At 43.0% G+C, this 25,445-nt stretch carries 23 protein-coding genes; 14 read left to right on the forward strand and 9 right to left on the reverse strand.

The features are described 5' to 3' along the window. The first annotated feature begins 84 nt into the window (after positions 1-84). The 5 genes from L0P89_RS06430 to L0P89_RS06450 all read left to right on the forward strand — a co-directional run bounded on the left by L0P89_RS06430 (position 85) and on the right by L0P89_RS06450 (position 7,207). Complete coding sequence (locus L0P89_RS06430; RefSeq protein WP_235267584.1) at positions 85-690, forward strand: TetR/AcrR family transcriptional regulator; 606 nt, start codon at positions 85-87, stop codon at positions 688-690. After that, positions 691-2,031 (forward strand): TolC family protein, encoded by a 1,341-nt coding sequence (locus tag L0P89_RS06435; protein ID WP_235267585.1) that lies wholly within the window; start codon positions 691-693, stop codon positions 2,029-2,031. It abuts the gene before it with no gap. A gap of 11 nt (positions 2,032-2,042) precedes the next feature. Next, the gene (locus L0P89_RS06440; RefSeq protein ID WP_235267586.1) at positions 2,043-3,233 is read left to right on the forward strand and encodes an efflux RND transporter periplasmic adaptor subunit; all 1,191 of its coding nucleotides are present in this window, start codon (positions 2,043-2,045) and stop codon (positions 3,231-3,233) included. Between the two features lie 69 nt (positions 3,234-3,302). Beyond that, positions 3,303-3,707, forward strand: coding sequence for a four helix bundle protein (locus L0P89_RS06445; protein ID WP_235267587.1), 405 nt, complete (start codon positions 3,303-3,305; stop codon positions 3,705-3,707). Continuing rightward, positions 3,707-7,207 carry an efflux RND transporter permease subunit gene (locus tag L0P89_RS06450; RefSeq protein ID WP_235267588.1) on the forward strand — a complete coding sequence of 1,167 codons (3,501 nt, stop codon included), beginning with the start codon at positions 3,707-3,709 and terminating at the stop codon, positions 7,205-7,207. Before L0P89_RS06445 ends, L0P89_RS06450 begins: the two co-directional genes overlap by 1 nt. Positions 7,208-7,256: 49 nt before the next feature. Here the strand turns inward: L0P89_RS06450 and L0P89_RS06455 are convergent, their stop codons facing one another. Beyond that, a complete protein-coding gene (locus tag L0P89_RS06455; protein WP_235267589.1) occupies positions 7,257-7,607 on the reverse strand; it encodes a toxin-antitoxin system YwqK family antitoxin in 351 nt (116 codons plus the stop codon). A gap of 285 nt (positions 7,608-7,892) precedes the next feature. Here L0P89_RS06455 and aspS point away from each other — a divergent pair, with 285 nt between their 5' ends. The 4 genes from aspS (at position 7,893) to L0P89_RS06475 (ending at position 12,173) form a co-directional block, all read left to right on the forward strand. Continuing rightward, complete coding sequence (gene aspS / locus L0P89_RS06460) at positions 7,893-9,641, forward strand: aspartate--tRNA ligase (RefSeq protein ID WP_235267590.1); 1,749 nt, start codon at positions 7,893-7,895, stop codon at positions 9,639-9,641. Positions 9,642-9,855: 214 nt separating this feature from the next. Further along, positions 9,856-11,640 (forward strand): chloride channel protein, encoded by a 1,785-nt coding sequence (locus tag L0P89_RS06465; RefSeq protein WP_235267591.1) that lies wholly within the window; start codon positions 9,856-9,858, stop codon positions 11,638-11,640. Next, a complete protein-coding gene (locus L0P89_RS06470) occupies positions 11,640-11,897 on the forward strand; it encodes a hypothetical protein (RefSeq protein ID WP_235267592.1) in 258 nt (85 codons plus the stop codon). The genes L0P89_RS06465 and L0P89_RS06470 overlap by 1 nt, the downstream gene beginning before the upstream one ends. Positions 11,898-11,978: 81 nt before the next feature. Then, positions 11,979-12,173, forward strand: a complete 195-nt coding sequence (locus L0P89_RS06475; protein WP_235267593.1) for a cold-shock protein — start codon at positions 11,979-11,981, stop codon at positions 12,171-12,173. Positions 12,174-12,249: 76 nt separating this feature from the next. Here the strand turns inward: L0P89_RS06475 and L0P89_RS06480 are convergent, their stop codons facing one another. Beyond that, positions 12,250-12,699, reverse strand: a complete 450-nt coding sequence (locus tag L0P89_RS06480; RefSeq protein WP_235267996.1) for a nucleoside deaminase — start codon at positions 12,697-12,699, stop codon at positions 12,250-12,252. Positions 12,700-12,789: 90 nt separating this feature from the next. On the opposite strand from L0P89_RS06480, the gene dxs reads away from it, so the two are divergent. Both dxs and L0P89_RS06490 read left to right on the forward strand, forming a co-directional pair. Continuing rightward, positions 12,790-14,568 carry a 1-deoxy-D-xylulose-5-phosphate synthase gene (gene dxs / locus L0P89_RS06485; RefSeq protein WP_235267594.1) on the forward strand — a complete coding sequence of 593 codons (1,779 nt, stop codon included), beginning with the start codon at positions 12,790-12,792 and terminating at the stop codon, positions 14,566-14,568. Then, entirely contained in the window at positions 14,555-15,616 is a 1,062-nt protein-coding gene (locus L0P89_RS06490) for a DUF3078 domain-containing protein (protein ID WP_235267595.1), read from the forward strand. Before dxs ends, L0P89_RS06490 begins: the two co-directional genes overlap by 14 nt. Here L0P89_RS06490 and dgt read toward each other — a convergent pair. Then, positions 15,613-16,971, reverse strand: coding sequence for a dGTP triphosphohydrolase (gene dgt, locus L0P89_RS06495; RefSeq protein WP_235267596.1), 1,359 nt, complete (start codon positions 16,969-16,971; stop codon positions 15,613-15,615). The genes L0P89_RS06490 and dgt overlap by 4 nt on opposite strands. A 170-nt stretch (positions 16,972-17,141) precedes the next feature. Here dgt and L0P89_RS06500 point away from each other — a divergent pair, with 170 nt between their 5' ends. From L0P89_RS06500 to L0P89_RS06510, 3 genes are all read left to right on the forward strand, one after another. Next, on the forward strand, positions 17,142-17,537 hold the full coding sequence (locus tag L0P89_RS06500; RefSeq protein WP_235267597.1) for a carboxypeptidase-like regulatory domain-containing protein: 396 nt from the start codon (positions 17,142-17,144) through the stop codon (positions 17,535-17,537). A gap of 141 nt (positions 17,538-17,678) precedes the next feature. Beyond that, complete coding sequence (locus L0P89_RS06505; protein ID WP_235267598.1) at positions 17,679-19,952, forward strand: inorganic phosphate transporter; 2,274 nt, start codon at positions 17,679-17,681, stop codon at positions 19,950-19,952. 30 nt (positions 19,953-19,982) lie between these two features. Next, positions 19,983-20,696, forward strand: coding sequence for a DUF6503 family protein (locus tag L0P89_RS06510; RefSeq protein WP_235267599.1), 714 nt, complete (start codon positions 19,983-19,985; stop codon positions 20,694-20,696). A 9-nt stretch (positions 20,697-20,705) separates the two neighbouring features. On the opposite strand, the gene nadD is transcribed toward L0P89_RS06510, so the two are convergent. The 6 genes from nadD to L0P89_RS06540 form a co-directional block, all read right to left on the reverse strand. After that, positions 20,706-21,290 carry a nicotinate (nicotinamide) nucleotide adenylyltransferase gene (nadD, locus tag L0P89_RS06515; RefSeq protein WP_235267600.1) on the reverse strand — a complete coding sequence of 195 codons (585 nt, stop codon included), beginning with the start codon at positions 21,288-21,290 and terminating at the stop codon, positions 20,706-20,708. Beyond that, complete coding sequence (gmk, locus tag L0P89_RS06520) at positions 21,287-21,889, reverse strand: guanylate kinase (protein WP_235267601.1); 603 nt, start codon at positions 21,887-21,889, stop codon at positions 21,287-21,289. The genes nadD and gmk overlap by 4 nt, the downstream gene beginning before the upstream one ends. Next, positions 21,886-22,743, reverse strand: coding sequence for a YicC/YloC family endoribonuclease (locus L0P89_RS06525; protein ID WP_235267602.1), 858 nt, complete (start codon positions 22,741-22,743; stop codon positions 21,886-21,888). Before L0P89_RS06525 ends, gmk begins: the two co-directional genes overlap by 4 nt. A gap of 69 nt (positions 22,744-22,812) precedes the next feature. Next, positions 22,813-23,619: a DUF1080 domain-containing protein gene (locus tag L0P89_RS06530; protein WP_235267603.1), complete on the reverse strand. Its 807-nt coding sequence runs from the start codon at positions 23,617-23,619 to the stop codon at positions 22,813-22,815. Positions 23,620-23,621: 2 nt separating this feature from the next. Continuing rightward, positions 23,622-24,368, reverse strand: coding sequence for a DUF1080 domain-containing protein (locus tag L0P89_RS06535; protein ID WP_235267604.1), 747 nt, complete (start codon positions 24,366-24,368; stop codon positions 23,622-23,624). Continuing rightward, positions 24,365-25,417, reverse strand: a complete 1,053-nt coding sequence (locus tag L0P89_RS06540) for a sugar phosphate isomerase/epimerase family protein (protein ID WP_235267605.1) — start codon at positions 25,415-25,417, stop codon at positions 24,365-24,367. Before L0P89_RS06540 ends, L0P89_RS06535 begins: the two co-directional genes overlap by 4 nt. Positions 25,418-25,445: the final 28 nt, after the last annotated feature.

Genomic DNA, 25,445 nt, shown 5'->3' on the forward strand with positions numbered 1-25,445 from the left:
AAAATTAGTAATGCGTTAAAAAAATGTAAAACTTTGGAAACTTTTACGGTTTTTATAGTTTCCTGTTTTATTTTTGGCGCCCACATGAGAGAAGAAATTTTGCATAAAGCTACTGAACTGTTCTTGAACTTAGGTTTCAAAAGTGTGACGATGGATGACTTGGCCAATGAAATGGGCATCTCAAAAAAAACCATTTACAGTCACTTTGAGAATAAGACCAAATTGGTAGAGGAAGCCACGATGAACCTTTTTTGGTCAATCTCTGACGGGATAGACCAAATAATAGCCCTCAAGAAAAACCCAATTGAAGAGTTGTACGAAATCAAAAAATTCGTCATGATTCGACTGAAGAATGAGAAGGCCTCTACACTATATCAGTTACGGAAGTACTATCCCAGACTTTTTGAAACGCTCAAGAAAAGAGAGATCGAGGTAATGCATGAATGCTTGATCGATAACATTAGAAGGGGAATGGAATTTGGTATCTACCGAAAAAATCTGAATGTACAGTTTGTGGCGCGTATCTATTTTTCAGGTGCGATAAGCTTGGGTGATCAAGACCTTTTCCCCGTATCCAAGTTCACAAGAATAGAACTGGAAGACTATTTTTTAGAATACCATCTACGGGGCATTGTTACCCCAAAGGGACGAAAAATATTGAACGAAATCATCAATTCAAACCAAGATTAAATGCGAACAATCATCAAAACGGGATTATTTATTTTGCTTGGTGCCATTTCATTGAGTGCCCAGGAAACAAAAACTTCCTTTTCGTTGGATGAGGCCATTGCCTATGCACTGGAGCACAACTACCAATCCATTAACGCCAGCAGGGACCTGATAGATGCACAAAAGCAAAAGTGGGAGACCATCGCCACTGGTTTGCCCCAAATCGACGGCACCGTTTCCTATCAGAACCAAATAAAGCAGCAATTGGCCCAGGTGCCATCAGACTTTATTCCAGGTGCAGAACCCGGGGGCTTCGTCGAAGTCGCCTTTGGCCAACCCCAAACGGCCTTAGCATCGGCCACGCTGACCCAGCAGATCTTTGATGGCTCATATATAGTAGGGGTGCAAGCGACCAAGGCCTTTATACAGTATAGCAAGAACAACAAAGAGAAGACCGATTTGGATGTCAGACGATCGGTAGTCGAAGCTTATGGCAATGTATTGTTGGCCGAAGAGAGCGTGGCCATCTTTGAAAAGAACAAGGCCACCTTGGAGAAAAATTTATATGAGACCAAAAAGATTTTTGAAAACGGTCTAGGTGATGAAGAAAGTGTTGACCAATTACAGATTACCCTTTCTTCGGTAGACAACCAATTGAAGAACGCAAGGCGATTGGAAAAAATCACACTGCAAATGCTCAACTTAATGATGGGCATTCCATTGGACAATGCAACGGAACTGACCGAAAACCTTGATGTACTTACCCAAAGGAAAATAGATTACGGTCTATTGGATAACCAGCTTGTAATGGAAAACAATATTGATTACAAAACGGTCTTTAACCTAAACGAGCAACGCTTTTACGAATTGAAATTGGCCAAAAGCAGGGCGTTGCCCACCTTAAACGCCTTTATCAATTATGGGGGCAACTCTTTTAGTGACCAGTTCAACTTTTTGGATCAGGGACAGCGATGGTTTGGGTTTTCTACATTTGGGGTTGATTTGAACATTCCCATTTTCAGTTCTTTGGGAAGAAGCGCCAGTACCCAACGGGCAAAAATTGCCTATGAAAAGGCAAAGACCCAATTGACCGAAGCCGAAGAACAGATTCGACTTCAGTTTGAGAATGCAAAAAGCGATTATATCCTAGCCATTGAAGAATATCAGACCTCAAAAGACAATCTGGCATTGGCAGAACGTATAGAAAATAAAAACCAGACAAAATATTCTGAAGGTCTGGCCACCAGTTTTGAATTGAGACAGGCACAGACCCAATTGTATTCCACCCAACAAGAATACCTACAATCCATGGTGGATGTCATTAACAGAAAAACAGCATTGGAAATTATATTAAACAAGTAAAATCAATCAAAATGAAAAAAATTGTTTCACTGATAGTAATTGCACTGGTCATTATTTCATGTGGCGGCGGCGACTCAGGTTCGGTCGGGGATGTTATTGCCAGTAATGACCTGGAGGCCATACGACAGAAACGATCCAGTATTTCACAAGAACTAAAAGCCTTGGAAGATCAAGTGCGGCTATTGGATTCGGCCATAGCGGGATTGGATGAAAATGCCAAGCTTCCCTTGGTAACGGCCATGATCGTTCAACCCCAAGAATTTCACCACTATCTGGAACTTCAAGGAGACGTAATGACCGATCAGAACGTCTTGGTATATCCTGAAATATCTGGAACCTTATACCGCATTTACGTTAAGGAAGGGCAGCGTGTTTCGAAGGGACAATTATTGGCTTCTATTGATGATGGTGGCCTATCTAGCCAGTTAGCGCAATTGAAAACGCAAGAAGCATTGGCAAAGACCACTTTTGAGCGACAAAAAAGATTGTGGGATCAAAACATTGGGTCTGAGATTCAATATCTTCAAGCAAAAGCGCAATATGAAGCACAGCAGAGTGCGGTAAAACAATTGGAAAGCCAAGTAGGCAAATCGTCCATTAGGGCCCCTTTCTCTGGAATCGTTGACGATATCATCAAAGATCAGGGCACCGTTGTTGCTCCTGGGTCGGGTTCAGAAGTGTTTCGGATTGTCAATCTTTCAGATATGTATGTAGAGGTTGAAGTTCCTGAGGCGCACCTGGCAAACGTTACTCCCGGCAAACCTGTTGAAATATATTTTCCGGTACTGGGCAGTAGTGTATCTTCCAAAATAAGACAGACCGGTAATTTTATCAATCCTGGCAATCGTTCGTTTAGCGTTGAAATACCTGTTCCCAATAATGATGGAGCCATAAAGCCCAATCTAACGGCAATTGCCAAAATCAATGATTACAGCAATGCAGAAGCCATTTTGATCCCCCAAAGCGTTGTTTCTGAAAATGCGATCGGAGAGCAGTACGTATACGTTGTGGCTGAAAATGGTTCTGAAAGCGAAAGAATTTCCAAAAAGGCCATCATACAACTGGGCAAGACCCAAGGTGACTTTGTGGAGGTACTGTCAGGTCTTTCCAATGGCGACAACATTATCATAGAAGGTGCCAGAAGCGTTCGGGACAACCAAAAAGTAAAAATCTTAAATACGTCTGTAGTCGATAGTGAGTAGCCCTTAAGTTGCAGTTTTAAGAAGCAACTGCATTTTAAGAGAACGATTTAAAAATCAAATCAAAATACCATGGAAGAACCAAAATTTGCTTTTGAGGATTTAAAGGTCTACCGAAAATCATTGGATTTTATTGATATGGTTTATGATTTGACCGATTCTTTCCCCAAAGAAGAAATTTATAAACTCACATCACAATATACACGGGCAGCAACATCTATTGCTTTTAACATTGCAGAAGGTTCTGGTGATACTGATGCACAGTTTAATCGCTTCCTTCAAATCGCACTTAATTCTTTGAAAGAATGTCTGGTATGCACCACGATAGCACTTAGAAGAGAATATATTGACAACACCACAAACAAAAACTTAAGAGAAAAAATGGTTGAATTGTCTAAAATGATAACCGGTTTGCAGAAATATCTAAAAATAGCCCAATCAAAGACTAACATCAACCGACTAAAAACTACAGACTAATGGAAAAAGCCAAAAAGAACGCCAATAAAGAGTTCAGACTGTCATCTTGGGCCATAGATAACCCCTCGGTTATTTATGTGATGATCGCTATTTTCTTGTCCATTGGAATATCATCTTATTTTTCGATGCCGCGCGAAGAGTTTCCCGAAGCGGTTGAGACAAAAATCTATGTGAGTACCATCTATCCGGGCAATACCGCAGAAGATATGGAGCGTCTTATCACCGACCCTCTGGAAGAGCGCCTTAAAAATGTGAGCAACTTTGTTGAGATGACCTCTACATCTCAAGAAGATTATTCAATGGTCGTGGTCGAATTTGACGAAAATATCACTGTCGAAACGGCAAAACAAGAGGTGAAAGATGAGGTAGATGCAGAAAAAGCCGGTGAAGATTGGCCCATTTTCAACGGGGCCAAGGTAGAACCCAATGTTTTTGACCTCAATTTGGCCGAATCTTTTCCCATTCTAAATGTGAATTTGAAAGGAGATTATCCGGTTGAAAAACTCAAAGAGTATGCCGAATACCTTGAGGATGAGATTGAAAACCTAGACGAGATCAAGCAAGTTGATATTAGGGGCGCACAAGAAAAAGAGGTTGAGGTAGCGGTTGACATCAATAAAATGATGGCCGCCAAAATCAATTTTGACGATATCATTCAAGCCATAAACAACGGTAACATGACCATGTCTGCCGGTAATCTGATCACCAGTGGCCAGCGAAGAACCATTCGTATCACGGGTGAGATCGAAGAACCATCAGAACTCAACGACTTTGTGGTGAAATCTGAAGATGGCACGGTATATCTTAAGGATATCGCCAAAATAACCTTTTCAGAAGAAGATAAGAATACCTATGCCCGAGAGATGGGCGAAAGCGTGGTAATGCTCGATATCAAAAAAAGGTCTGGCAAGAACGATGTTATCGCCACTGAAAAGATCCGGGATATCGTTGCTGAGGCACAGATGGGTGCGTTACCCGAGGATCTAGAAATAACGTTTGCCAATGACAGTAGTAGCAGAACCCTGAACCAAGTTGACGATCTGGTCAACAACATCATCTTTGGTATCATCTTGGTCGTTACCGTTTTAATGTTCTTTTTAGGATTTAGAAATGCCCTTTTTGTAGGTTTTGCGATACCCATGTCAATGTTTATGTCGTTCATGATCTTGTCGGCATTGGGCTATACCCTAAACACCATGATTCTCTTCGGACTGATCATGGGCCTTGGTATGCTGGTCGATAACGGTGTTGTGGTGGTAGAAAACGTCTACCGTCTAATGGAGAAAGAGGGCATGACGCGTAAGGAAGCCGCTAAAAAAGGGATTGGTGAAATTGCCATACCCATTATTATATCTACGGCCACCACTGTTGCCGCTTTTGTACCCCTGGGTATGTGGCCGGGCATTATGGGCGAGTTCATGATCTATTTTCCGATAACCCTTTCTGTGGTACTGGGATCATCATTGTTCGTGGCCATTTTTATGAACTCTATGTTGGTATCTCAGTTTATGGAGGTTGGGGAAAAGGAACTGACCCGAAAACAACTGATTCGTCTTAGCTTGATCTTGTGTGGGTTTGGCTTGTTCATATTCTTCGTAGGCGGTACCATAAGAGGTCTGGGAACCCTGATGATCGTTGTGGCCGGATTGTTCTGGATCTACAAGTACTTTCTAAAGAAATGGGCGTTAAATTTTCAGAAGAACGTGCTTACCCGATTTGAAAACCTATATGAAAAACAACTTAAGGGAGCACTTAAAGGCAGAAATGTCTATTGGTATTTTGGGGTGACCATGCTCTTGTTGTTTGCCGCATTTGCAACATTTGGGGGTTCTATTGGAAGTCAACGTACCAAAGTGGAATTTTTCCCTGACAACACCCCAAAAGAAATTTATGTGTACATCGAATATCCCCAAGGAACCGATATTGAGAAAACCAATGTGCTGACCAAAGACATTGAAGAACGCATATATGCCATTGCCAGGGATGAACAATACTACCGTAATGGAGAAAACCTCTTGTTGGATACAGGGGTTTCACAAGTGGGCAAAGGAGCTGAAAACCCGTTTACCGAGGCAGGTTCGGCGGCAGATATGCCCCATCGCGGCAAAATAACACTGTCAATGCAAGAATTTAAGTTGAGGCAAGGTCTTGATACCGAACAGTTACGTTTGCGCATTCAAAACGCCTTGGCCGAGGTATACCCCGGGGTAACCATTTCTGTGGAGAAAGATGCCGTTGGTCCGCCGGCAGGATATCCTGTAAACATTGAGCTGATCGGTCAGAACTACGATACGCTGATCAGTGTGGCAGAACGCATGCGCACCTTTATCAATTCAAAAAGCATCGATGGTATGGAAGGCCTAAAAGTCGATGTCAATAAAAGTAGCCCTGGCATGGAAGTGATCGTAGATCGACAAAAAGCTGGCGAACTTGGGGTATCGGTCGGTCAAGTTGGGCAGCAATTGCGGCGTTCTTTGTTCGGTGATAAGGCCGGGGTCTATAAAAAAGATGGTGAAGATTACGATATCAATGTGCGTTTTAATGAAGACCTGCGCTACAATACCAGTGCCTTGTTCAATCAGAATATGATTTTTAGGGATCAGGCTAGTGGACAAATCAAAGAAATTCCCATTTCGGCAGTGGCCACCCGAAAGAATACCTCTTCCTTTAATGCCATAAAGCACATTAATGGTGAACGGGTGGTTACCGTATACTCTGGACTAAAGCCCGGTGGAAATGCAAATATCATAGTTGACCAAATCAAAAAAGAGATGGAAAACTTTAAAGGTATGCCCCCCGGCGTAAAAATTGACTATACAGGTGAGCTTGAGGAGCAGGCAAAGCAACAGGCATTTTTAATGGGCGCCTTTTTCGCCGGGCTTGGGCTGATCATGCTTATTCTCATTTTCCAGTTTGGGGGTGTCTCAAAACCTGCCATTATCATGATGGCCATTTTCTTGAGTTTCATCGGGGTCTTTGGAGGGCTAGTGGCAACAGGGTGGCCGTTTGTCATCATGATGACCATGATGGGTATCATTTCCTTGGCGGGAATTGTGGTAAACAACGGAGTGGTGCTATTGGACTATACCCAAATATTGATCGATCGTAAAAAAGTGGCATTGGGTATTTCTGATGATGAGCTATTGACACTTGAAGAAGTTTCCGAAACCATCATAAAAGGAGGTAAAGCCAGGTTAAGGCCCGTTATACTCACGGCGATCACAACCGTACTGGGGCTTATACCACTTGCCACGGGATTGAACATCAATTTCATAACACTTTTCGGCCGTTTTGATGCCCAGGTCTATGTTGGTGGTGACAATGTGATTTTCTGGGGGCCTTTGGCATGGACAGTTATCTTTGGCCTGATCATGGCCACGTTTCTTACCTTGATCATCGTTCCCGTTCTGTTCAATATCGTTTACCGGATAAAAATCAGAATTCGCGGAAGTCACAAAAGCAAAGAGGAAAAGAAAGAGAAATTAGACATAGCAGCATAAAAAAATCCCGGCAGATCTGCCGGGATTTTTATTTTCTTCGAGCAAGCCCTTATTCAATAATAGCCACCCCTTCAGCATCTTTCAACTGAACAACGCTGGTAATCCTGTTATCGGTAAAATTAACTTCTTTGAGCATTTTTCCTTCCCAAAAAAGCCATTTGCCCGAACGCTTGCCCTCTTTATATTTTCCCATGGCTATTTTATTGCCGGTTTCATCGAACATGGTCCATTCGCCATGTAGTTTTCCATCTAAGAAATAACCCTTTTGGGCAACTTCACCGTTCTCATGAAAATATGTTGCCTTTACCTTTTCTCCTTCTTGCTTAAAAACAGGTTCGGTATCTTGTGCATACATATAAGCTGAAAACATAACCGCTACGAGTAATATTGCTTTCTTCATAATATATGGATTTTGTATTGTCTTTGTTTACTTTAACGTTACAAATATACATATTATTTTACATTAAATATATTTTTATGTAACAATTATTTTACATTAAATTTACATTAAACTCATATATAATTGTTTTACAGTCACTTATGAATATTAATTAAGAGTGTCTTTCTCGATTACTATGTATGAATGGTCAAAAAAACCGTATGAACGGTATTTTGCCAGCCTATAGATTTTCTTTTCGGTTTCAATTGGGTAACTCATTACCTTTGCACATCATAAAAACCGAGCATGTACAGAAGCCATACTTGCGGTGAACTGAGGGCATCGCACATTGATTCAGAAGTAAGTTTAAGCGGATGGGTACACAAGGTACGCGATAAGGGCTTTGTGGTCTGGGTCGATCTTCGTGACCGCTATGGCATCACCCAATTGGTCTTTGATGAAGAGCGTACCCCCACCGATCTACTTGAAACGGCCCGTGCCCTAGGCAGGGAAACCGTGATCAAGGCTACGGGCAAGGTAATCGAGCGCGCCTCAAAGAACCCAAATATCAACACAGGTGAGATAGAGCTTTTGGTCAGTGAACTACATATTCTCAATCCGGCATTATTGCCTCCGTTCACCATTGAAAATGATACCGATGGCGGGGAAGACCTCCGTATGAAATACCGTTATCTCGATATTCGAAGAAATGCTGTCAAGAACAACCTCATCTTTCGCCATAGCGTGACCATGGAGGTTCGAAAATACCTATCAGATCAAGGTTTTATTGAGGTCGAGACCCCATATTTGATAAAATCGACTCCTGAAGGGGCACGTGATTTTGTGGTCCCCAGTCGTATGAACGAAGGGCAGTTCTATGCCTTGCCCCAGTCACCACAGACTTTTAAACAACTATTGATGGTCGGTGGCATGGACAGGTATTTTCAGATAGTGAAATGTTTTCGCGATGAAGACCTACGGGCCGACCGACAGCCTGAGTTTACACAAATAGATTGCGAAATGGCCTTTGTGGAACAAGAAGATGTGCTGACCGCCTTTGAGGGGCTGACAAAGCATTTGTTGAAAGAGATCAAAGGGGTTGAAATCGATACGTTTCCACGTATGACCTACGATGAGGCCATGCAGCGCTATGGCAACGACAAGCCAGACATTCGCTTCGCGATGGAGTTTGCCGAACTCAACGAAATGACCCAACATAAAGATTTCAATGTCTTTAATTCCGCTGAACTGGTTGTGGGCATTGCCGTGCCCGATGCCGCTTCCTATACAAGAAAGGAAATCGATGCTTTGACCGATTGGGTCAAACGGCCTCAGATTGGGGCCAAAGGCATGGTCTATGTCAAATGTAACGAAGACGGCACCTTTAAATCATCGGTCGACAAATTTTATGATCAAGATGATCTGGCAGCATGGGCACGACTGACAGGGGCCGCTGCCGGAGACCTGATTCTTGTGCTTTCAGGAAATACCGATGAAACACGAACACAGCTCAGTGCCCTAAGAATGGAAATGGCCGAACGTTTGGGGTTGAGAAAGGCAGATGAATTTGCCCCTCTTTGGGTCGTAGACTTTCCTTTATTGGAACTGGATAAGGAAACAGGCCATTACCATGCCATGCACCACCCCTTCACCTCGCCCAAACCGGGCCAATTGAAATTATTGGACACTGACCCTAGTGCCGTTCGTGCCAATGCTTATGATTTGGTGCTCAACGGAAATGAGATTGGTGGGGGTTCGATTCGTATCCATGATAGAAAGACCCAAGAAGTTATGTTCAGGCACCTTGGTTTTAGCCCAGAGGAAGCGAAGGCCCAATTCGGGTTCTTAATGGAGGCCTTTCAGTATGGCGCACCCCCGCACGGTGGAATTGCATTTGGATTGGATAGACTAGTGGCCATTTTAGGCGGACAGGAAACCATTCGCGATTTTATCGCCTTCCCAAAAAACAATAGCGGCAGGGATGTCATGATCGATGCGCCGGCACCGATCGATGAAGAGCAATTGAAAGAATTGCATTTGAAGTTGGATCTATAAGAGACAAATTAAGACCGCTCCACTGCTAGACCTCGGGCATAGAATAGGGTTGCTTTTATTCTGACCATGCCCTGCTTTGTCATTCCGATTCTTTTGAATGTCCAACGTAAAAATCTCCCTGCCAAAGATTAGACCTGTCAAGTTTCGAAAACCTGTCAGTTCTATAATCGTTAACTATCGGTACCTTTGTTCTTGGTTATAAAAGGCAGAAATTATGCCCGAGCTGAAGCTCCTTCTCAAAAGATTTCTTAAATGGCGATATAAAAACATCTCCAACAAAACCTTTGTACAGCTTTTGAGCGTAGTGGTGGGGTTATTGGCAGGATTGGCGGCAGTGTTTCTAAAAAATGTGACCTACTTCATTGAATCATTACTGGAGAAGGGTATTATATTTTCTGAAAACCAGTTATACTTTGTCTTACCCGTCATCGGCTTGGCACTGGTCTATCTCTACGTGAAATTCGTACACAAAGAAAAATTGGAGCATGCCATTTCATCCATTCTTTTTGCATTGTCAAGAAAACGTGGGCTGCTCTCGACCAAACAGATTTATACCCCCTTGATAACGGCCCCACTGACCGTTGGTTTTGGTGGGTCGGTAGGTTTGTTGGGGCCTGCAGTGGCCGCTGGCTCGGCGCTCAGTTCGGCCATGGGCCGATTGGTTCATGTAGATGCCAAGACCCGTTCATTATTGATCGCCTGTGCTTCAACAGGTGCCATTGCCTCTATCTTTCAATCGCCCATTGCTGCCATCATTTTTGCCGTAGAGGTATTCAGCCTTGACTTGACCATGCTTTCTGTGCTACCCTTGTTGCTTGCTTCCATTTCTGGAGTGCTTACCTCCTATTTTTTCTTGGGCAACGAGGTGCTTTTCAGTTTTTCACTTGCCGAAGGCTTCGACCTCAACGATACTTTGTTCTATCTGTTACTGGGCATAGGCACGGGCATGGCCTCGATTTATTTTACCAGAATGTATTTCGGTATCTTAAAATTGTTCAGGCCTTTCCGAAGTCCGAAATACAAATTATTGGTCGGGGGTATCGCCATTGGCATTATGTTGTACTTCATTCCACCGCTTTACGGTGAAGGTTTTGGCTTCATTAATAACTTGCTCGAAGGAGACCACCTTAAAGCCTTGGGAAGTACTCCATTTGATAGATTCGCCGATAGTATTTGGGTCGTCATTGCCTTACTGTTCGGCATTACCATTTTTAAGGCCATAGCGATGACCACCACCTTTGCCGCCGGAGGTGCCGGGGGTGTCTTTATCCCTACCATGGTCATGGGCAGCGCGTTGGGCAACGTGGTCGCCAAAGTCATCAACAATATCGGGTTTGGTTTTCAGGTCTCTGAGTCGAACTTTACCCTGATCGGCATGGCAGGTCTGATTGCCGGGGTGATACACGCCCCCTTGACCGCTATTTTCTTGATTGCCGAAATCACGGGAGGATACCAGCTTTTTGTACCCCTAATGATAACAGCCTCGATTTCGTATCTTATAACCAGAAATACGTTGGATTATACCATCTACACCAAAGACTTGGCCCGACAAGGGGCTTTGCTGACACATAACAAAGACCAAGCCGTCTTGACATTGATGAAGCTCGATGATGTCATCGAAAGAAACTTCAAATCGGTAAACCCAGAGATGACCTTGGGCCAAATGTTGCATGATGCCGTATCAAAATCGTCGCGGAATCTATTTCCGGTGTTGGATGGGGAAAAGAAACTCGTGGGCATTGTATTGCTCGATGATATCCGTGAATTAATGTTCAATGCAGAACTCTATGAGACCACCAAGGTCAGAAACCTAATGCAAACACCCCCAGAGCAAATCTTTTATGGGCAAGACAGTATGAAAACAGTGATGCAAAAATTTCAAAACAGCAGTGCGTGGAATTTGCCCGTTATTAAAGACGGCAAATATGATGGTTTTGTCTCAAAATCAAAACTTTTGACGACCTATAGAAGAGAATTGATAAATTTCACCAAAGAATAATGAAGCTGCGACATTTCATCGTACTGATAGTATTGGCCGCGGTCAGCTCAATTGTTTATGGGTTCACTATTAAGGCCGACAACCCCAAAGAGGCTGACAAATATATCGGAATGGGCACTGTTGGCCTTTTTCTGATTGCCATGCCCCTTTTTCTGATCAAGGAAAGTAAGGGGAAAAAAATGAAAGATTATATGCTGACCAAAGAAAACATTGACAAAATGAAAATGAAAGATAGGCAGAAGCCTGAAAATCAATAATTTTATATAGATTTAAACTATTTGGTGCTTTTGGGCGCCCAAAATAGAGTACTTTCGCATTTTAACATTTATTTTTTATCAATGACTGGAACAGTTAAATTTTTTAATGACTCAAAAGGTTACGGATTCATTACCAATGACGAGACAGGTAAGGACATTTTTGTTCACGTGACCTCTTTGAACGGAGTTGAGCTCAACGAAGGAGACAAAGTAGAATACCAAGAAGAAGAAGGAAGAAAAGGAATGGTTGCTGCACAAGTGCAAGTAATCGGATAACAATATTTTATTTTGGAATTGATTGAATCCCGGCATGACACCGGGATTTTTTTATTGCCCTTCCAAAAAAAGAGGCTTAATTCAAATTTCGTTTTTGAATAAAGAAACGCTTCAACATATCTGAAGCCTCATCTTCAAGTACCCCGCCCTTTACTTCTGTTTTGGGATGCAGGGTAGTTCCCATTACATTGAAACCCCTTTCTAAATCTGCCGCTCCGTATACAATCTTCGAAATTTGGCTCCAGTATAGGGCCCCTGCACACATTTGGCATGGCTCCAATGTTACATAAAGGGTACAACCATGTAGATATTTTCCTCCCAAAAAATTAGAGGCCGCGGTAATCGCTTGCATCTCGGCATGAGCGGTCACATCATGCAATTGTTCGGTCAAATTGTGCGCACGCCCAATGATACGATTGTTGATGACCACCACCGCACCCACGGGCACCTCTCCGTTTCGATAGGCGGTTTCGGCCTCTTGCAAGGCCTTTTTCATAAAATACGTGTCATCAAAAGGGTTTATCAATTTTGCCAAAGTCATTCGATTTAGGGGCAAAACTAGTAATCTTCACTTAAATCGTGTTGACGATTATGGTATTTTTGCATTTTCTGCAGCTTGAAAAAAATATTGCCACATATCGACACCCCACTGTATTTGAGAACACTTGAAGAAGGTTCATTGCCCCAATTGGCCAATGAATTACGTCAATTCATCATCAATATCGTTTCAACAAAAGAAGGGCATTTGGGAGCCAGTTTGGGGGTTGTTGAGCTGACCATTGCCTTGCACTATGTTTTTGATACCCCCAACGACAAACTGATATGGGATGTCGGCCACCAGGCATATGGCCACAAGATTTTGACGGGCAGACAAAATAATTTCGAGACCAATCGCCAACTAGGGGGTATCAGCGGTTTTCCAAAACACGGCGAAAGTGAATTTGATGCCTTTGGAACTGGGCATAGTTCTACCTCGATCTCAGCTATTCTGGGCATGGCCATCGCAGCAAAGTTAAAAGGTGACCTAGACAGAAGCCATATCGCGGTCATTGGTGATGCCTCCATAGCAAGCGGCATGGCTTTCGAAGGTTTGAACCATTTGGGCGAAACGGATGCCAATGTACTTATTGTACTCAATGACAATACCATTGGCATAGACCCTAGCGTAGGTGCCCTTAAAAAATACTTGACCAATGTAAAAGCAGGCACGGCCAAAGAAGAAAACCTTTTTGAATGCCTTAACCTAAACTATTCAGGACCCATTGACGGACATGACCTGGCCGCTCTGATCACCGAACTAAACCGCTTGAAAAATGTCAAGGGGCCAAGATTGCTGCACGTCATCACAACTAAAGGGAAGGGACTGAAAATAGCCGAAGAAGACCAGGTAACCTACCATGCCCCCGGCAGATTTGATGCCCAAACAGGTGAGCGGCCAAAAAATACATTGGGCAAGGCGCCTCCCAAATTTCAAGATGTCTTTGGGCATACATTGGTCGAACTGGCCAAAAAAAATGAAAAAATAGTGGGCATTACACCAGCCATGCCTACTGGTAGTTCGTTGAAGTTCATGATGGAAGAAATTCCTGAAAGGGCCTTTGATGTGGGTATTGCCGAACAACACGCCGTCACCTTGGCAGCCGGTATGGCCATAGACGGGCTGGTTCCCTTCTGCAATATCTACTCCACTTTTTTGCAACGGGCCTATGATCAGGTAATACACGATGTGGCCTTACAAGACTTACCTGTCATTTTTTGTCTCGACCGGGCAGGTCTGGTAGGCCAAGATGGCCCCACCCACCACGGGGTATTTGATTTGGCCTATTTGAGATGCATCCCCAATATGGTGATATTTTCTCCGATGAACGAAATGGAGCTTCGCAATATCATGTATACCGCCCAAAAAGGACTCGATCATCCGATAGCCATTAGGTATCCGAGGGGCAGGGGCATCACACAAAAGTGGAAACAACCTTTTGAAGCTATTGAAATCGGTACTTCAAGAGAGCTCAAAAAAGGCAAGGAAACCGCCATTCTCTCTATCGGCCCCATTGGCAATGTTGCCGCAAAAATTATTGAAACCTCAAACCTGCAACAAAAGATAGGGCATTATGACATGCGTTTCGTAAAACCATTGGATATTGAAATGCTCGATTATATCTTTGCCCATTATAACCATATCGTGACCTTGGAAGACGGCTGTAAAACTGGTGGATTTGGAAGTGCAATTCTTGAATACGCCAACCAGAAGGCGTATAAAAACCCTGTGAAAATTTTTGGCATTGAAGATGAGTTTATCGAACATGGCACCGTAGAAGAGCTACATAAGATAGCTGGCATAGATATTGATGCAATTTTGACTTTCATAGCACAACCCAACCATGATGCACATTAAAAAAATCTCCCTATTTCTTTTTTTCATTATTACCGTCACCTGTTATGGTCAAGACTCCATTCCCGCACAGACTACCGACAGTTTAGATTGGAACGTCACCGTTATCAGATTGGCCCAAGAACAGATCAATATCATACCACGGGGAGTTAGGCGCATAAGTCCGGTGATTTCTTTTAACAAGGTAAAGGCCCTTGACAAAAAACCAAAGAAATTTGTTCCGCCCCTTTTCTGGAAAAAAGAGAACTTACTCAATATCAACCTCAACGAAGTTGCTTTTGTAAATTGGAATGCCGGGGGAAACAATTCCATTTCGGCACTGGGCAATCTAAGTTTTACGAGAAACTACAAGTATAGATATCTTACTTGGGACAACGAGCTTCGGTTTCGCTACGGCATCAATGTGCAAGAGGGAAGGTCTATTCAAAAAACCGATGATCTCATTCGGCTTTCATCAACATTTGGTTTCAGAAAAGACACCATCACGAGCTGGTTCTATTCCGTTAAGGTGAATTTCAACACCCAGTTTTCCAACGGTTTTAAATATCCTGATACCTCAACACCCATATCCCGGTTCATGGCACCCGGGTATCTTTTTCTTGGGGCCGGAACCACCTACGCCCCTGATACAAAAAAACTGAACCTCTACATTTCGCCACTTACCTATAAGGCTACATTTGTATTGGACCAAGACTTATCAGACCAGGGAGCTTTCGGTGTTGAAAAGGGAAAAAATATTTTTGCCGAACTTGGGTTTTTGGTAACCAACACCTGGGAAGATGAAATCTTCAAAAACATATTCATCAACCATCGCTTGAATGTTTACACCGACTATCTCAAGAGTTTTGGCAACATTGATTTCGATTGGGAGCTGAACTTCAAATTAAAGGTCAATGAATATATCAATGCCGATATCGGTACCCATCTCATCTACGATGACGACATTAAATTTGATGAGGAAATCGCAGATGATGGCACGGTGCTGAACCGAGGTGTGCCAAGGGTTCAATTCAAACAATTACTGGGCATTGGCCTGGCCTACGCTTTCTAGATCTGCCTGCCCATGATCTTATTGTGCAGGTTTACCGCCTCACTGTCAGAAAGGCTTGCCACAAAACAGCTTGCCGTCAACAACAGTTCATAAGCCGGTGCTTTATCTACCTTGATCGGGCCGTTGAATGAACGCAACAAAAGACGGTCATAATTACTCGCACGGTTTTCTTTGTGATTAAAAAGGGCAGTGGTGAAAACATTGAGAATATCAGAAATGATCTTATATCCTGCCAACTCTTTATCGATGACCTCGTTCGATCGATATACCTTATCGATGCTCAAGGTAATGATATCGTCAATCTGGGGTTTATAAATGCTTTTGTCCATCAAAGCCACTGAAAAATCACCGTGCAGGATAGCTTCTTGGTTTTCGGTAAAGATCCGTATGGCGTCATTGATCAGTGTATTGATAGAGAGTGCCCTCAAATAACTCAAACGATCGCTCATCAGTGTCATTTGGTTATACTTTTGGGTATTGATGTGTTCTTTAACCAGTTTTATCAAATATTCGAGAGCAAAATCCTCAGAAATCAAACCTAGATTGATACCATCTTCAAAATCAATGATGGTATAGCAGATGTCATCGGCGGCTTCTACCAAATAGGTGAGCGGATGTCTATAAAAACTAGGTTCAGCGGTATCGTTCTTTCTTTTCAGACCGAGTTCATCGGCAATTTCAAAGAAAAAATCCTTGTCGGCCTGAAAAACCCCGAACTTTTTATCGGCAATGTGCTTTGTGGGCTTTACGGGAAGCGACTCTTTTGGGTATTTCATAAAAGCACCCAAAGTGGCATAGCTCAAACGCAGCCCCCCCGGTACTCCATCCCGAGATTCTGTCAGCAATTTGAATCCGTTGGCGTTGCCCTCAAAATCGACTAAATCTTGGTACTCTTTTTCGGTAAGCTGTGATTGGTATTTTTGACCATCGCCCGTTTTGAAAAAAGCCCCTATCGCTTTTTCGCCACTATGCCCGAAAGGCGGATTTCCAATATCATGAGCCAATGAAGCCGCGGCAACTATGGCACCAAAATCATTGAACCGATACCCGTGAACCTCTTGCAATGAGGGATGTTCTCTTAAAATCTCTTTGCCCGCGATACGACCAAGGCTTCTTCCTACAACAGATACTTCCAGACTATGGGTCAGACGGGTATGAACAAAGGCTTTTCGAACACCAGAACTAATGGGCAAGGGCATGACCTGGGTCTTATCCTGTAAACCTCTAAAGGCCGATGAAAAGATGATTCGGTCGTAATCAACCTCAAAGCCCAATCGAGTCTCATCTTGTTCGTTACGCAAGCGTTTATGGGTGTCACCCTGTCTTTTGAGCGATAAGAGTTTTTCCCAATTCATACAATCTCAAAATTTGCCCGAAGATACATTTTTTAAGCTGTAGAATCATTGAAGTAATAATCAACATCAACAGGTAACGTTGGCTCATTCAACATGTTCATTAATAACTTAAAACTAACCTTAATTTAACATTGACATGCTTTCTTTGCAGCTTTAAAATGAAAGAATTGATGTATCGTTTACTCGTCGCCATTGCCTTACTTTTTTCAGTTATGGTCTCAGCACAAGACTCTGGATCGATAGCAGGAAAGATCATGGATAGCGAACTGAAAGACGAACCATTGTCGTTCGTGAACATTTCGCTCAAAGACACTGGTTTCAAAACGCAATCAAATTTGCACGGCAATTTTGAAATCACTGAAGTAGCACCTGGAAGTTATACGATGGTCATTGGTTTTTTGGGCTACGATACCCTGGAGTTTCCGGTGGAAATAAAGAAAAACGGGGTGACGAGAATAGAAAAAAATCTAGTTGCCAAATCTGTTGCCCTACCACCGCTTACACTTTCCGATACTGAAACGGCCAGTTATTCAGAACCTATCACTGCATCGCAAAAAGGGAATTGATCTCTTTGCCTTCCCGTTTCCAAAGAATGTACTTTTAGCAGCACTTTTTTGTATTATATCATGCCCAAAGCGTTGTTTTCATAACTTTATTTTAACGTACCTAAAAAATTATAATGGCATTTTTGCCTTATTTGATTCTCAATGGGGGAAAACATTTACATCTTTATGGTGGTGGCCCTTGCTCTTTTGGCCATTACAGATTTAGTGGTCGGGGTCAGTAACGATGCGGTAAACTTTTTAAATTCAGCAATAGGCTCCAAGGCCATTTCGTTTCGCACCATCATGATCGTGGCCAGTCTTGGCATAGCGTTCGGTGCCATGTCATCAAGTGGTATGATGGAAGTGGCCCGAAAGGGAATTTTTAATCCGGGAGAATTCGTATTTGCCGAAATCATGATCATCTTCATGGCAGTCATGATTACCGATATTCTTCTGCTTGACTTTTTCAACACATTGGGCATGCCCACTTCAACAACGGTCTCAATCGTTTTTGAATTGTTGGGGGCAGCTGTTGCCATTTCTTTGGTGAAAATCATAGCTATTGACGGTACTTTTTCTGATTTGGGAGCCTTCATCAACACAGAAAAAGCCACTGAAATTATATTGGGAATTTTATTGTCAGTATTCATTGCCTTTACCATTGGGGCAATTGTACAGTTCATCTCAAGACTATTGATTTCTTTTGATTTCAAGTCAAATCCTAAATGGGTAGAAGCTACTTTTGGAGGTCTTGCCATTACGGCCATAATCTATTTTATATTGGTCAAGGGTCTTAAGAGTGCCGATTTATTCAATGGGAAGCTGACTGCTTTCATTGCAGAGCATACGAATCTCTTCATTTTTGAAAATATTGTGGGGTGGACCATTATCTCCTATTTGTTTTCCCGCTTTTTGAAATGGAACATCTATACCCTGATCATTATACTCGGAACATTCGCGTTGGCCATGGCTTTCGCAGGCAACGACCTGGTTAATTTCATAGGTGTGCCCATTGCGGCGCTGCAATCTTTTGAAAATTGGCAAACTTCTGGTATTGAAGCAAGTAAATTCAATATGCAAGGGCTCTCTGCAGCAGTTCAAACCCCAACCCTTTTATTGTTGGCCTCTGGGGTAATAATGGTCATTACACTTTGGTTTTCTTCAAAGGCAAAAAGTGTTGTAAAAACAAGTGTTGATTTGGCACGTCAAGATGAAGGTGACGAACGTTTTCAACCCAATTTTCTGTCAAGGCAAATCGTGAAGTTTTCGATTACTGCATCAGATAGCATAGCAAGTGTACTGCCCCCAAAATTACAGCGCTATGCTGACTCACGTTTCGAAATGCCAAAAGCATATGTGCCAAAAAGCAAAGCGCAAGATCTTCCTGCTTTTGATTTGGTACGGGCAGCGGTTAATCTAATGGTCGCAAGTGTGCTTATTTCCATCGCCACCTCTATGAAACTGCCCTTATCAACAACATATGTAACCTTCATGGTAGCCATGGGCACATCACTAGCTGACAAAGCTTGGGGGGCAGAAAGTGCCGTATATCGGGTTGCAGGGGTTTTGAACGTAATCGGAGGGTGGTTTTTTACTGCTTTCAGTGCGTTCACAGCGGCCGCAATTATAGCCCTTATCTTACATTTTGGTGGAACTATTGCCTTAATTGCATTACTTGCAATGGCCGCTATCTTATTACTTCGAAATTATTTATCCCACAACAGAAAATCTAAAGAGCTAAAAGCCGAGGACGGTCTTAGAAGGGCAGAGAGCAGTTCAATTCAAGGGGTCATTCACGAAAGTGCTGAAAACGTGGCCAAAATGATTAAGCGAAGTAACAAGCTCTACACAAAGGCCATCAATGGCTTAGCACGGCATGACCTCGACCAACTAAGAAAAAATAAAAAGGGAATCAATAAATTATCGAATGAAATTGAAGACCTTAAAAACAATATTTTCTACTTCATCAAAAACTTGGATGAATCAAGTGTCGGCGGGGCCAGTAATTTCTATATCAATCTGTTGGGCATTCTTCAAGATATTTCGCAATCACTTGAATACGTGGCAAAACTCAGCCATACCCATGTGAACAACAACCATAAAAAACTCAAGTACAATCAAATCAAAGAATTGAAAGAGCTTGACTATGCAATAGAAAACCTTCTGCAAGAAACAAGTGATGCGTTTGAATCGCGTTCTTTTGAATCGATTGGCAATATGTTAAAGCAAAAAGAAGGCCTGTTCAAGATGGTTTCTGAAAAAATTGAGAGACAGGTTGCCCGTACCCGAACAGAAGAATCAAGTCCTAAAAATACGACCCTGTACTTCTCTTTGCTGACAGAGACCAAAGATGTGATCAAAGCCTTGATGAAATTGTTGGAACTCTATTACGTAGAGCACGACAGCACGGTAGAGCCCGCCCGAATCGATAAATAACCGTACTTTCAAGGTCTAATTTTTCGACCCATGAGAATCTTTCTTTTTATTTCGATGGCACTGGTTCTGAACCCCATTTTTGCGCAGAACCTTACTGGCCCTGAACTACTTGAAAAGGCCATCGAATATCATGATCCCGAAGGGTATTGGCCTACTTTTCAAGCAGATTTTCAAGTCGTTATGAAAACTCCGAATTCATCTGATCGCACAAGCGTCATTTCTCTTGATGTACCAAAAGGCCGCTTCTCTTTAGATGTGAAAAAAGATGATGTCTTCTATCGATATGAGCTACAGGGTGGCGACTGTACAATCACTCTAAACGGAAATGTCGAAATTTCGGAAGAAAACCGTAAAGAACATCATTTGAATTGTGAAAGGGCACAGCTATACAAAAACTATTACACCTACCTCTACGGTCTTCCCATGAAACTCAAAGACCCTGGCACGATCGTTCACCAAAACGTAGAACGTAAGCGTTTTAAAGACAAAGAATATTTGGCGCTCAAAGTCGAATACGACCAAGAAGTGGGCGATGATGTCTGGTACTTTTATTTTGACCCCACCACTTACGCCATGGAGGTGTACCAATTCTTTCATGACGAATCAAAAAATGACGGGGAGTATATTCTTTTGGAAAATGTTCAAGAAATCAACGGTATAAAAATGCCAAAGGTCAGGGCGTGGTATTACAACAAGGACGATACGTATTTGGGTACCGATATTTTAACCGCCCTCGAGCCATGAACTTTGTGGTCATCTGTAAAAATTCATCTCGTCCACATACTTCCAAACTGGCTGGGGCAATAACGGACGCACATTTTTGCCTGCCTTGTGCTGCTTTCTGATAAAAGTGGATGATATTTCCATGATGGGTGCGTTCACCCTATGTATCTTCGGATGGTCATTGAATCGGTGTTCGGCCTTACCCTCTGAAATTCGTGGATACACATAGATTTCGTGGTTCTCTAATATCACCTCATAATTTTTCCACTTGTGGAAGCTTTTAAGGTTGTCTTCACCCATCAACAGACAAAAAGCATATCCACTCTCATATTTATCGATGAGGTGCGCCAAGGTATTGACGGTATAGTTCGGCTGTGATAGGTCAAATTCAATTTTGCTTGCCTTCAGTTTTGGATATTCTTGTATGGCCTCAAAGACCATTTGGTATCGATGGTGGTTATCTAATAGCGATTTTTTGACCTTAAACGGACTTTGGGGGGTTATCACAAACCAAACCTCATCGAGGTCAGAGAATTCTACCATGTGGTTGGCAATGACAAGATGCCCAATATGGGGCGGATTGAAAGTCCCGAAATACAGGCCGATCTTTTTCATTCTTCTTCTTGCGAATCTTGAATTTGAGCTCCAACATAATCTATCACCAGCTTATGTGCCTCTTTTAGGGCAGTGTCAAGATCATAGTTTTTGATAATTTCATCGAACTGTGGTGCCGTGGCCAATTCTACCGAAGCCTTGGCAATGCGCATATTGATTTTATCATCGTCTTCGGTACTCCGTTTTTTCAAACGAATCTTGAGCTCATCGACACTTGGGGGTTTTACAAAAACGGCCAATGTTCGCTCGGGAAATTTTCTTTTGATGCGAAGACCCCCTGCTACGTCTATATCAAAGATCACATTCTTACCCTCAGCCCACAAACGTTCCACTTCACTATTCAAAGTACCGTAGAAACAGTCACGATAGACTTCTTCCCATTCTAAAAAATCACCGTTTTTGATGTGCTGTTTAAACTCAGAAACCGACATGAAATAGTAATGCTTGCCCTGTTTTTCTTTGCCACGACGTGGTCGTGAGGTCGCAGATACCGAAAAGGCCAGATTAAGCTCAGGTTGCTTTAACAAATATCTTACGATAGTTGTTTTGCCACTCCCTGAAGGGGCAGAGAAAATGATGAGCCTACCTCCTTTGCTCATAGCACATTGAGCATTTGTTCCTTGATCTTTTCAAGTTCGTCTTTCATCTGCACCACTACTTGTTGCATCGGGGCATAATTGGCCTTTGAACCTATTGTATTGATTTCACGGCCGATCTCTTGCGCGATGAATCCCAGTTTTTTACCATTGCTTTCCTGTGAATCCATGGTCTTTTGAAAATAGGCCAAATGGTTTGCCAAACGCACTTTTTCTTCGGTGATATCGTACTTTTCTAGATAATAGACCAGTTCTTGTTCAAAACGGTTCCCGTCTACTTCGGCCTTTAGATCGGCCACCGCTTTTTCCAGACGCTCGCGAAGCAGGTTCAAACGTACTGGGTCAAGTTTTTCAACTTGTTGTAAAAGGTCTTGTATTTCTTTGATACGGACATTAAAATCATCTTCGAGTACCTTGCCCTCTTCGGTTCTAAAAGCATTGATCTTCTCTAGGGCATGGGTCAACGCTTGTTGAATGGCATCAAATTCGGTCTCATCGATATCGCTCTTGTCGGTCTTAAGGGCATCGGGCATTCTGAGCGCCATTTCAAGTAATTTCATATCATCTCCAGCAGCAATATTGCGCAGTTGGTCCATATATTTCTTGACTACGCCTTTGTTGATATCGGCCGTGGTTTCTTCACCTGTGATCTCAACATTTAGATTCAAGTCGACCTTGCCTCTCACGAGAGATTCTGATATGGCTTTTCGTAACTCCAATTCTTTTTCTCGATATGCCTGTGGAAGGCGCGCATTGATATCAAGGTTTTTGCTGTTCAGTGATTTTAGCTCAACCGTAATTTTTTTTGATGGAAGCTGTAGCACGTGCTTTCCAAAACCGGTCATGGATTGAATCATACAGAAAATTTAGGCAAAGGTAGCTTAAAATTAATACTGTTTTAGCAAGGAAAACTTTGAGCGGCGGCACTAGAGCTCCCTTACCCAAATGTTTCGGTAGCTTACCCGACTGTTATCACCATGGTCTTGTAATCGAATCGGTCCTTTGCCATGTGGTGGATTTTTCGGCCAGCCAATATAGGGGGTGGTGCCCTTCAACTCAGCATGGTGTTGCACCAACACACCATTGTGCAATACGGTTATGGTGCCCGATTTTATCTTTTGGCCCTCATCGTTGAAATTGGGCGCATGGTAAATGATGTCATACGTGTTCCACTCACCACTGGGCTTCGATGCCATTGCCAATGGAACGTATTGTTTGTAAATCGCCGCTACTTGACCGTTGACATAGGTGTCATTGTCATTGTTGTCCAACACTTGAACCTCGTACAGATTGTTCAAAAACACTCCACTATTGCCACGGCTTTGCCCCTTACCCTCTATCTCGGCCGGTGAACGCCATTCGATATGCAGTTGTATGTCGCCAAAGTTTCGCTTTGTTTGAATATCGCCTGTTTTATCTTTCACGGTCATGCTACCATCACCGTTCAAATGCCAGACCACCTCGGTACTGTCATTGGTCATCGACCATTCATCAAAACCACTACCGTCGAACAATACTATGGCGTCGCTGGGTACACTGTTTTCATCAATGGTCACTTTTGGTGGAACAGGTTCATAGACCTCCGTTTCTTCTGGTTTGGTCGGTTCTTCCCCTAGATATTCTTCATGGATGATTACAGAAGGGTTAGCAGTTATTGTTGGCTCTTCCTGTTTTTTCTGTTGACAGCCGATAATGACGATCATAACCAACAGCCCTAGACCTATTCGAACCATGTTTATAACTGCTTGATCTTAATATTTCGATAGGCAACGACATCATGATGGTCTTGCAGCCCGATCTTCCCTGTCTTGTAGCTACCAAAACCTTCCCAGTCGGCAAATTTTGAGTTGGCGACCATTTTGTCCCATTCTTCGCCATGCACCGGAAATTCAACTATCGTTTCACCATTCATCACCACACTGCCCTGATTTGTATTATGGTTGATGGTCAAAACGACCTTGTTCCATTCGCCAGCAGGTTTGACCACATTTTTTGAAGGGGCCACCATATCGTAAAGGGCCCCGGCCTGATGGGTCGTGCCGTTTTTGGCGTCAGGATGGCGTTCATCATCCAACACCTGTATTTCCGGTCCGGTTTGATAGGGTTGACCGAACTTTTCATCTTCATGTACGCCCCAGAAAATACCACTGTTGCCTCCTTCTGAGACTTTCCATTCCAATGATAGCACAAAATTGGTGTACTCGTCATCGGTTACAATATTATAGCTTGCCCCCTCTGGTCGTTCTTTTGGGGGGTAGAACACCATGGCTCCATCTTCCAGTTTCCATTGCTCTCCGATTTCACCGCCCCCGTAAAGGTGCCAGCGATCGAACGAAGTGCCATCAAAAAGAATCTGCCATTGCTCTTGTGAGGTGTTTTGGGCCATTTCGGTCATTTCTTCTTCGGTTTTGGGTTCTTCTTTTTCCTTTTGTTTACAGCTAAGTGAAAACAGTATCAAAAGTATCAGTGCATAACGTGTCATATTCCCAGTATTTTTTTGAGTTGTTCTTTATCTATTTCTGCCCCGGCGAAATCATCGAAGGTCTTTTGTGTAGCTTCTATGATATGGTCTTGAATGAACTTGGCCCCTTCGCGTGCCCCTTGTTCGGGGCTCTTGATGCAGCATTCCCACTCCATTACCGCCCAGACGTCACAGCCGTATTGGGTCAGTTTTGAGAAGATGGTCTTAAAGTCTATCTGTCCGTCACCAAGCGAACGGTACCTGCCGGCACGATCGCCCCAGTCATTATACCCGCCAAAAGCTCCTTTTTTGCCGGTGGGGTTGAACTCTGAATCCTTTACATGAAACGATCTGATAAATTCATGATAATGATCGATATAGGCGATATAATCGAGTTGTTGTAACACAAAATGGCTCGGATCATATAGAATGTTTACCCGTTTGTGGTTGCCGGTGGCCTCCAAAAAGCGTTCAAAGGTATCACCATCGTGCAAATCTTCTCCCGGATGGATCTCGTAGCATACATCGACCCCCTCTTGGTCAAAATGGTCAAGAATTGGTTTCCATCGTTTCGCCAATTCTTCAAAGCCCATTTCTACCAGACCCGCTGGCCGTTGCGGCCATGGGTGGGCTGTATGCCAAAGTAGCGCTCCCGAAAAGGTGGCGTGGGCCTTAATTCCTAATCTTCGACTGGCCGTGCCCGCCTTTTTGACCGTTTCAATTGCCCATTCGGTACGTGCTGTCGGCTTTCCTTTCAGATTATCGGGCGCAAAATTGTCGAACATGATGTCGTAGGCCGGGTGTACCGCCACCAACTGCCCTTGTAGATGGGTCGATAGTTCGGTGATCTCAAGGCCATATGAATTGATCTTTCCTTTGAGTTCATCACAATAATCTTGGCTTTCGGCCGCTTTGTCAAGGTCGATGAGGAATTTCTCCCAAGTGGGGATTTGAATTCCCTTATACCCCAATCCAGAGGCCCATTCACACATTCCCTCCAAAGTGTTAAACGGTGGTTGGTCATCGACAAACTGGGCCAAAAAAACAGCAGGTCCTTTAATGGTTTTCATATTGCTATTTGTAATTGTTATTCAAAAG

The sequence above is a fragment of the Muricauda sp. SCSIO 65647 genome (genome assembly GCF_021534965.1).
In the GTDB taxonomy this organism is placed as follows: domain Bacteria; phylum Bacteroidota; class Bacteroidia; order Flavobacteriales; family Flavobacteriaceae; genus Flagellimonas_A.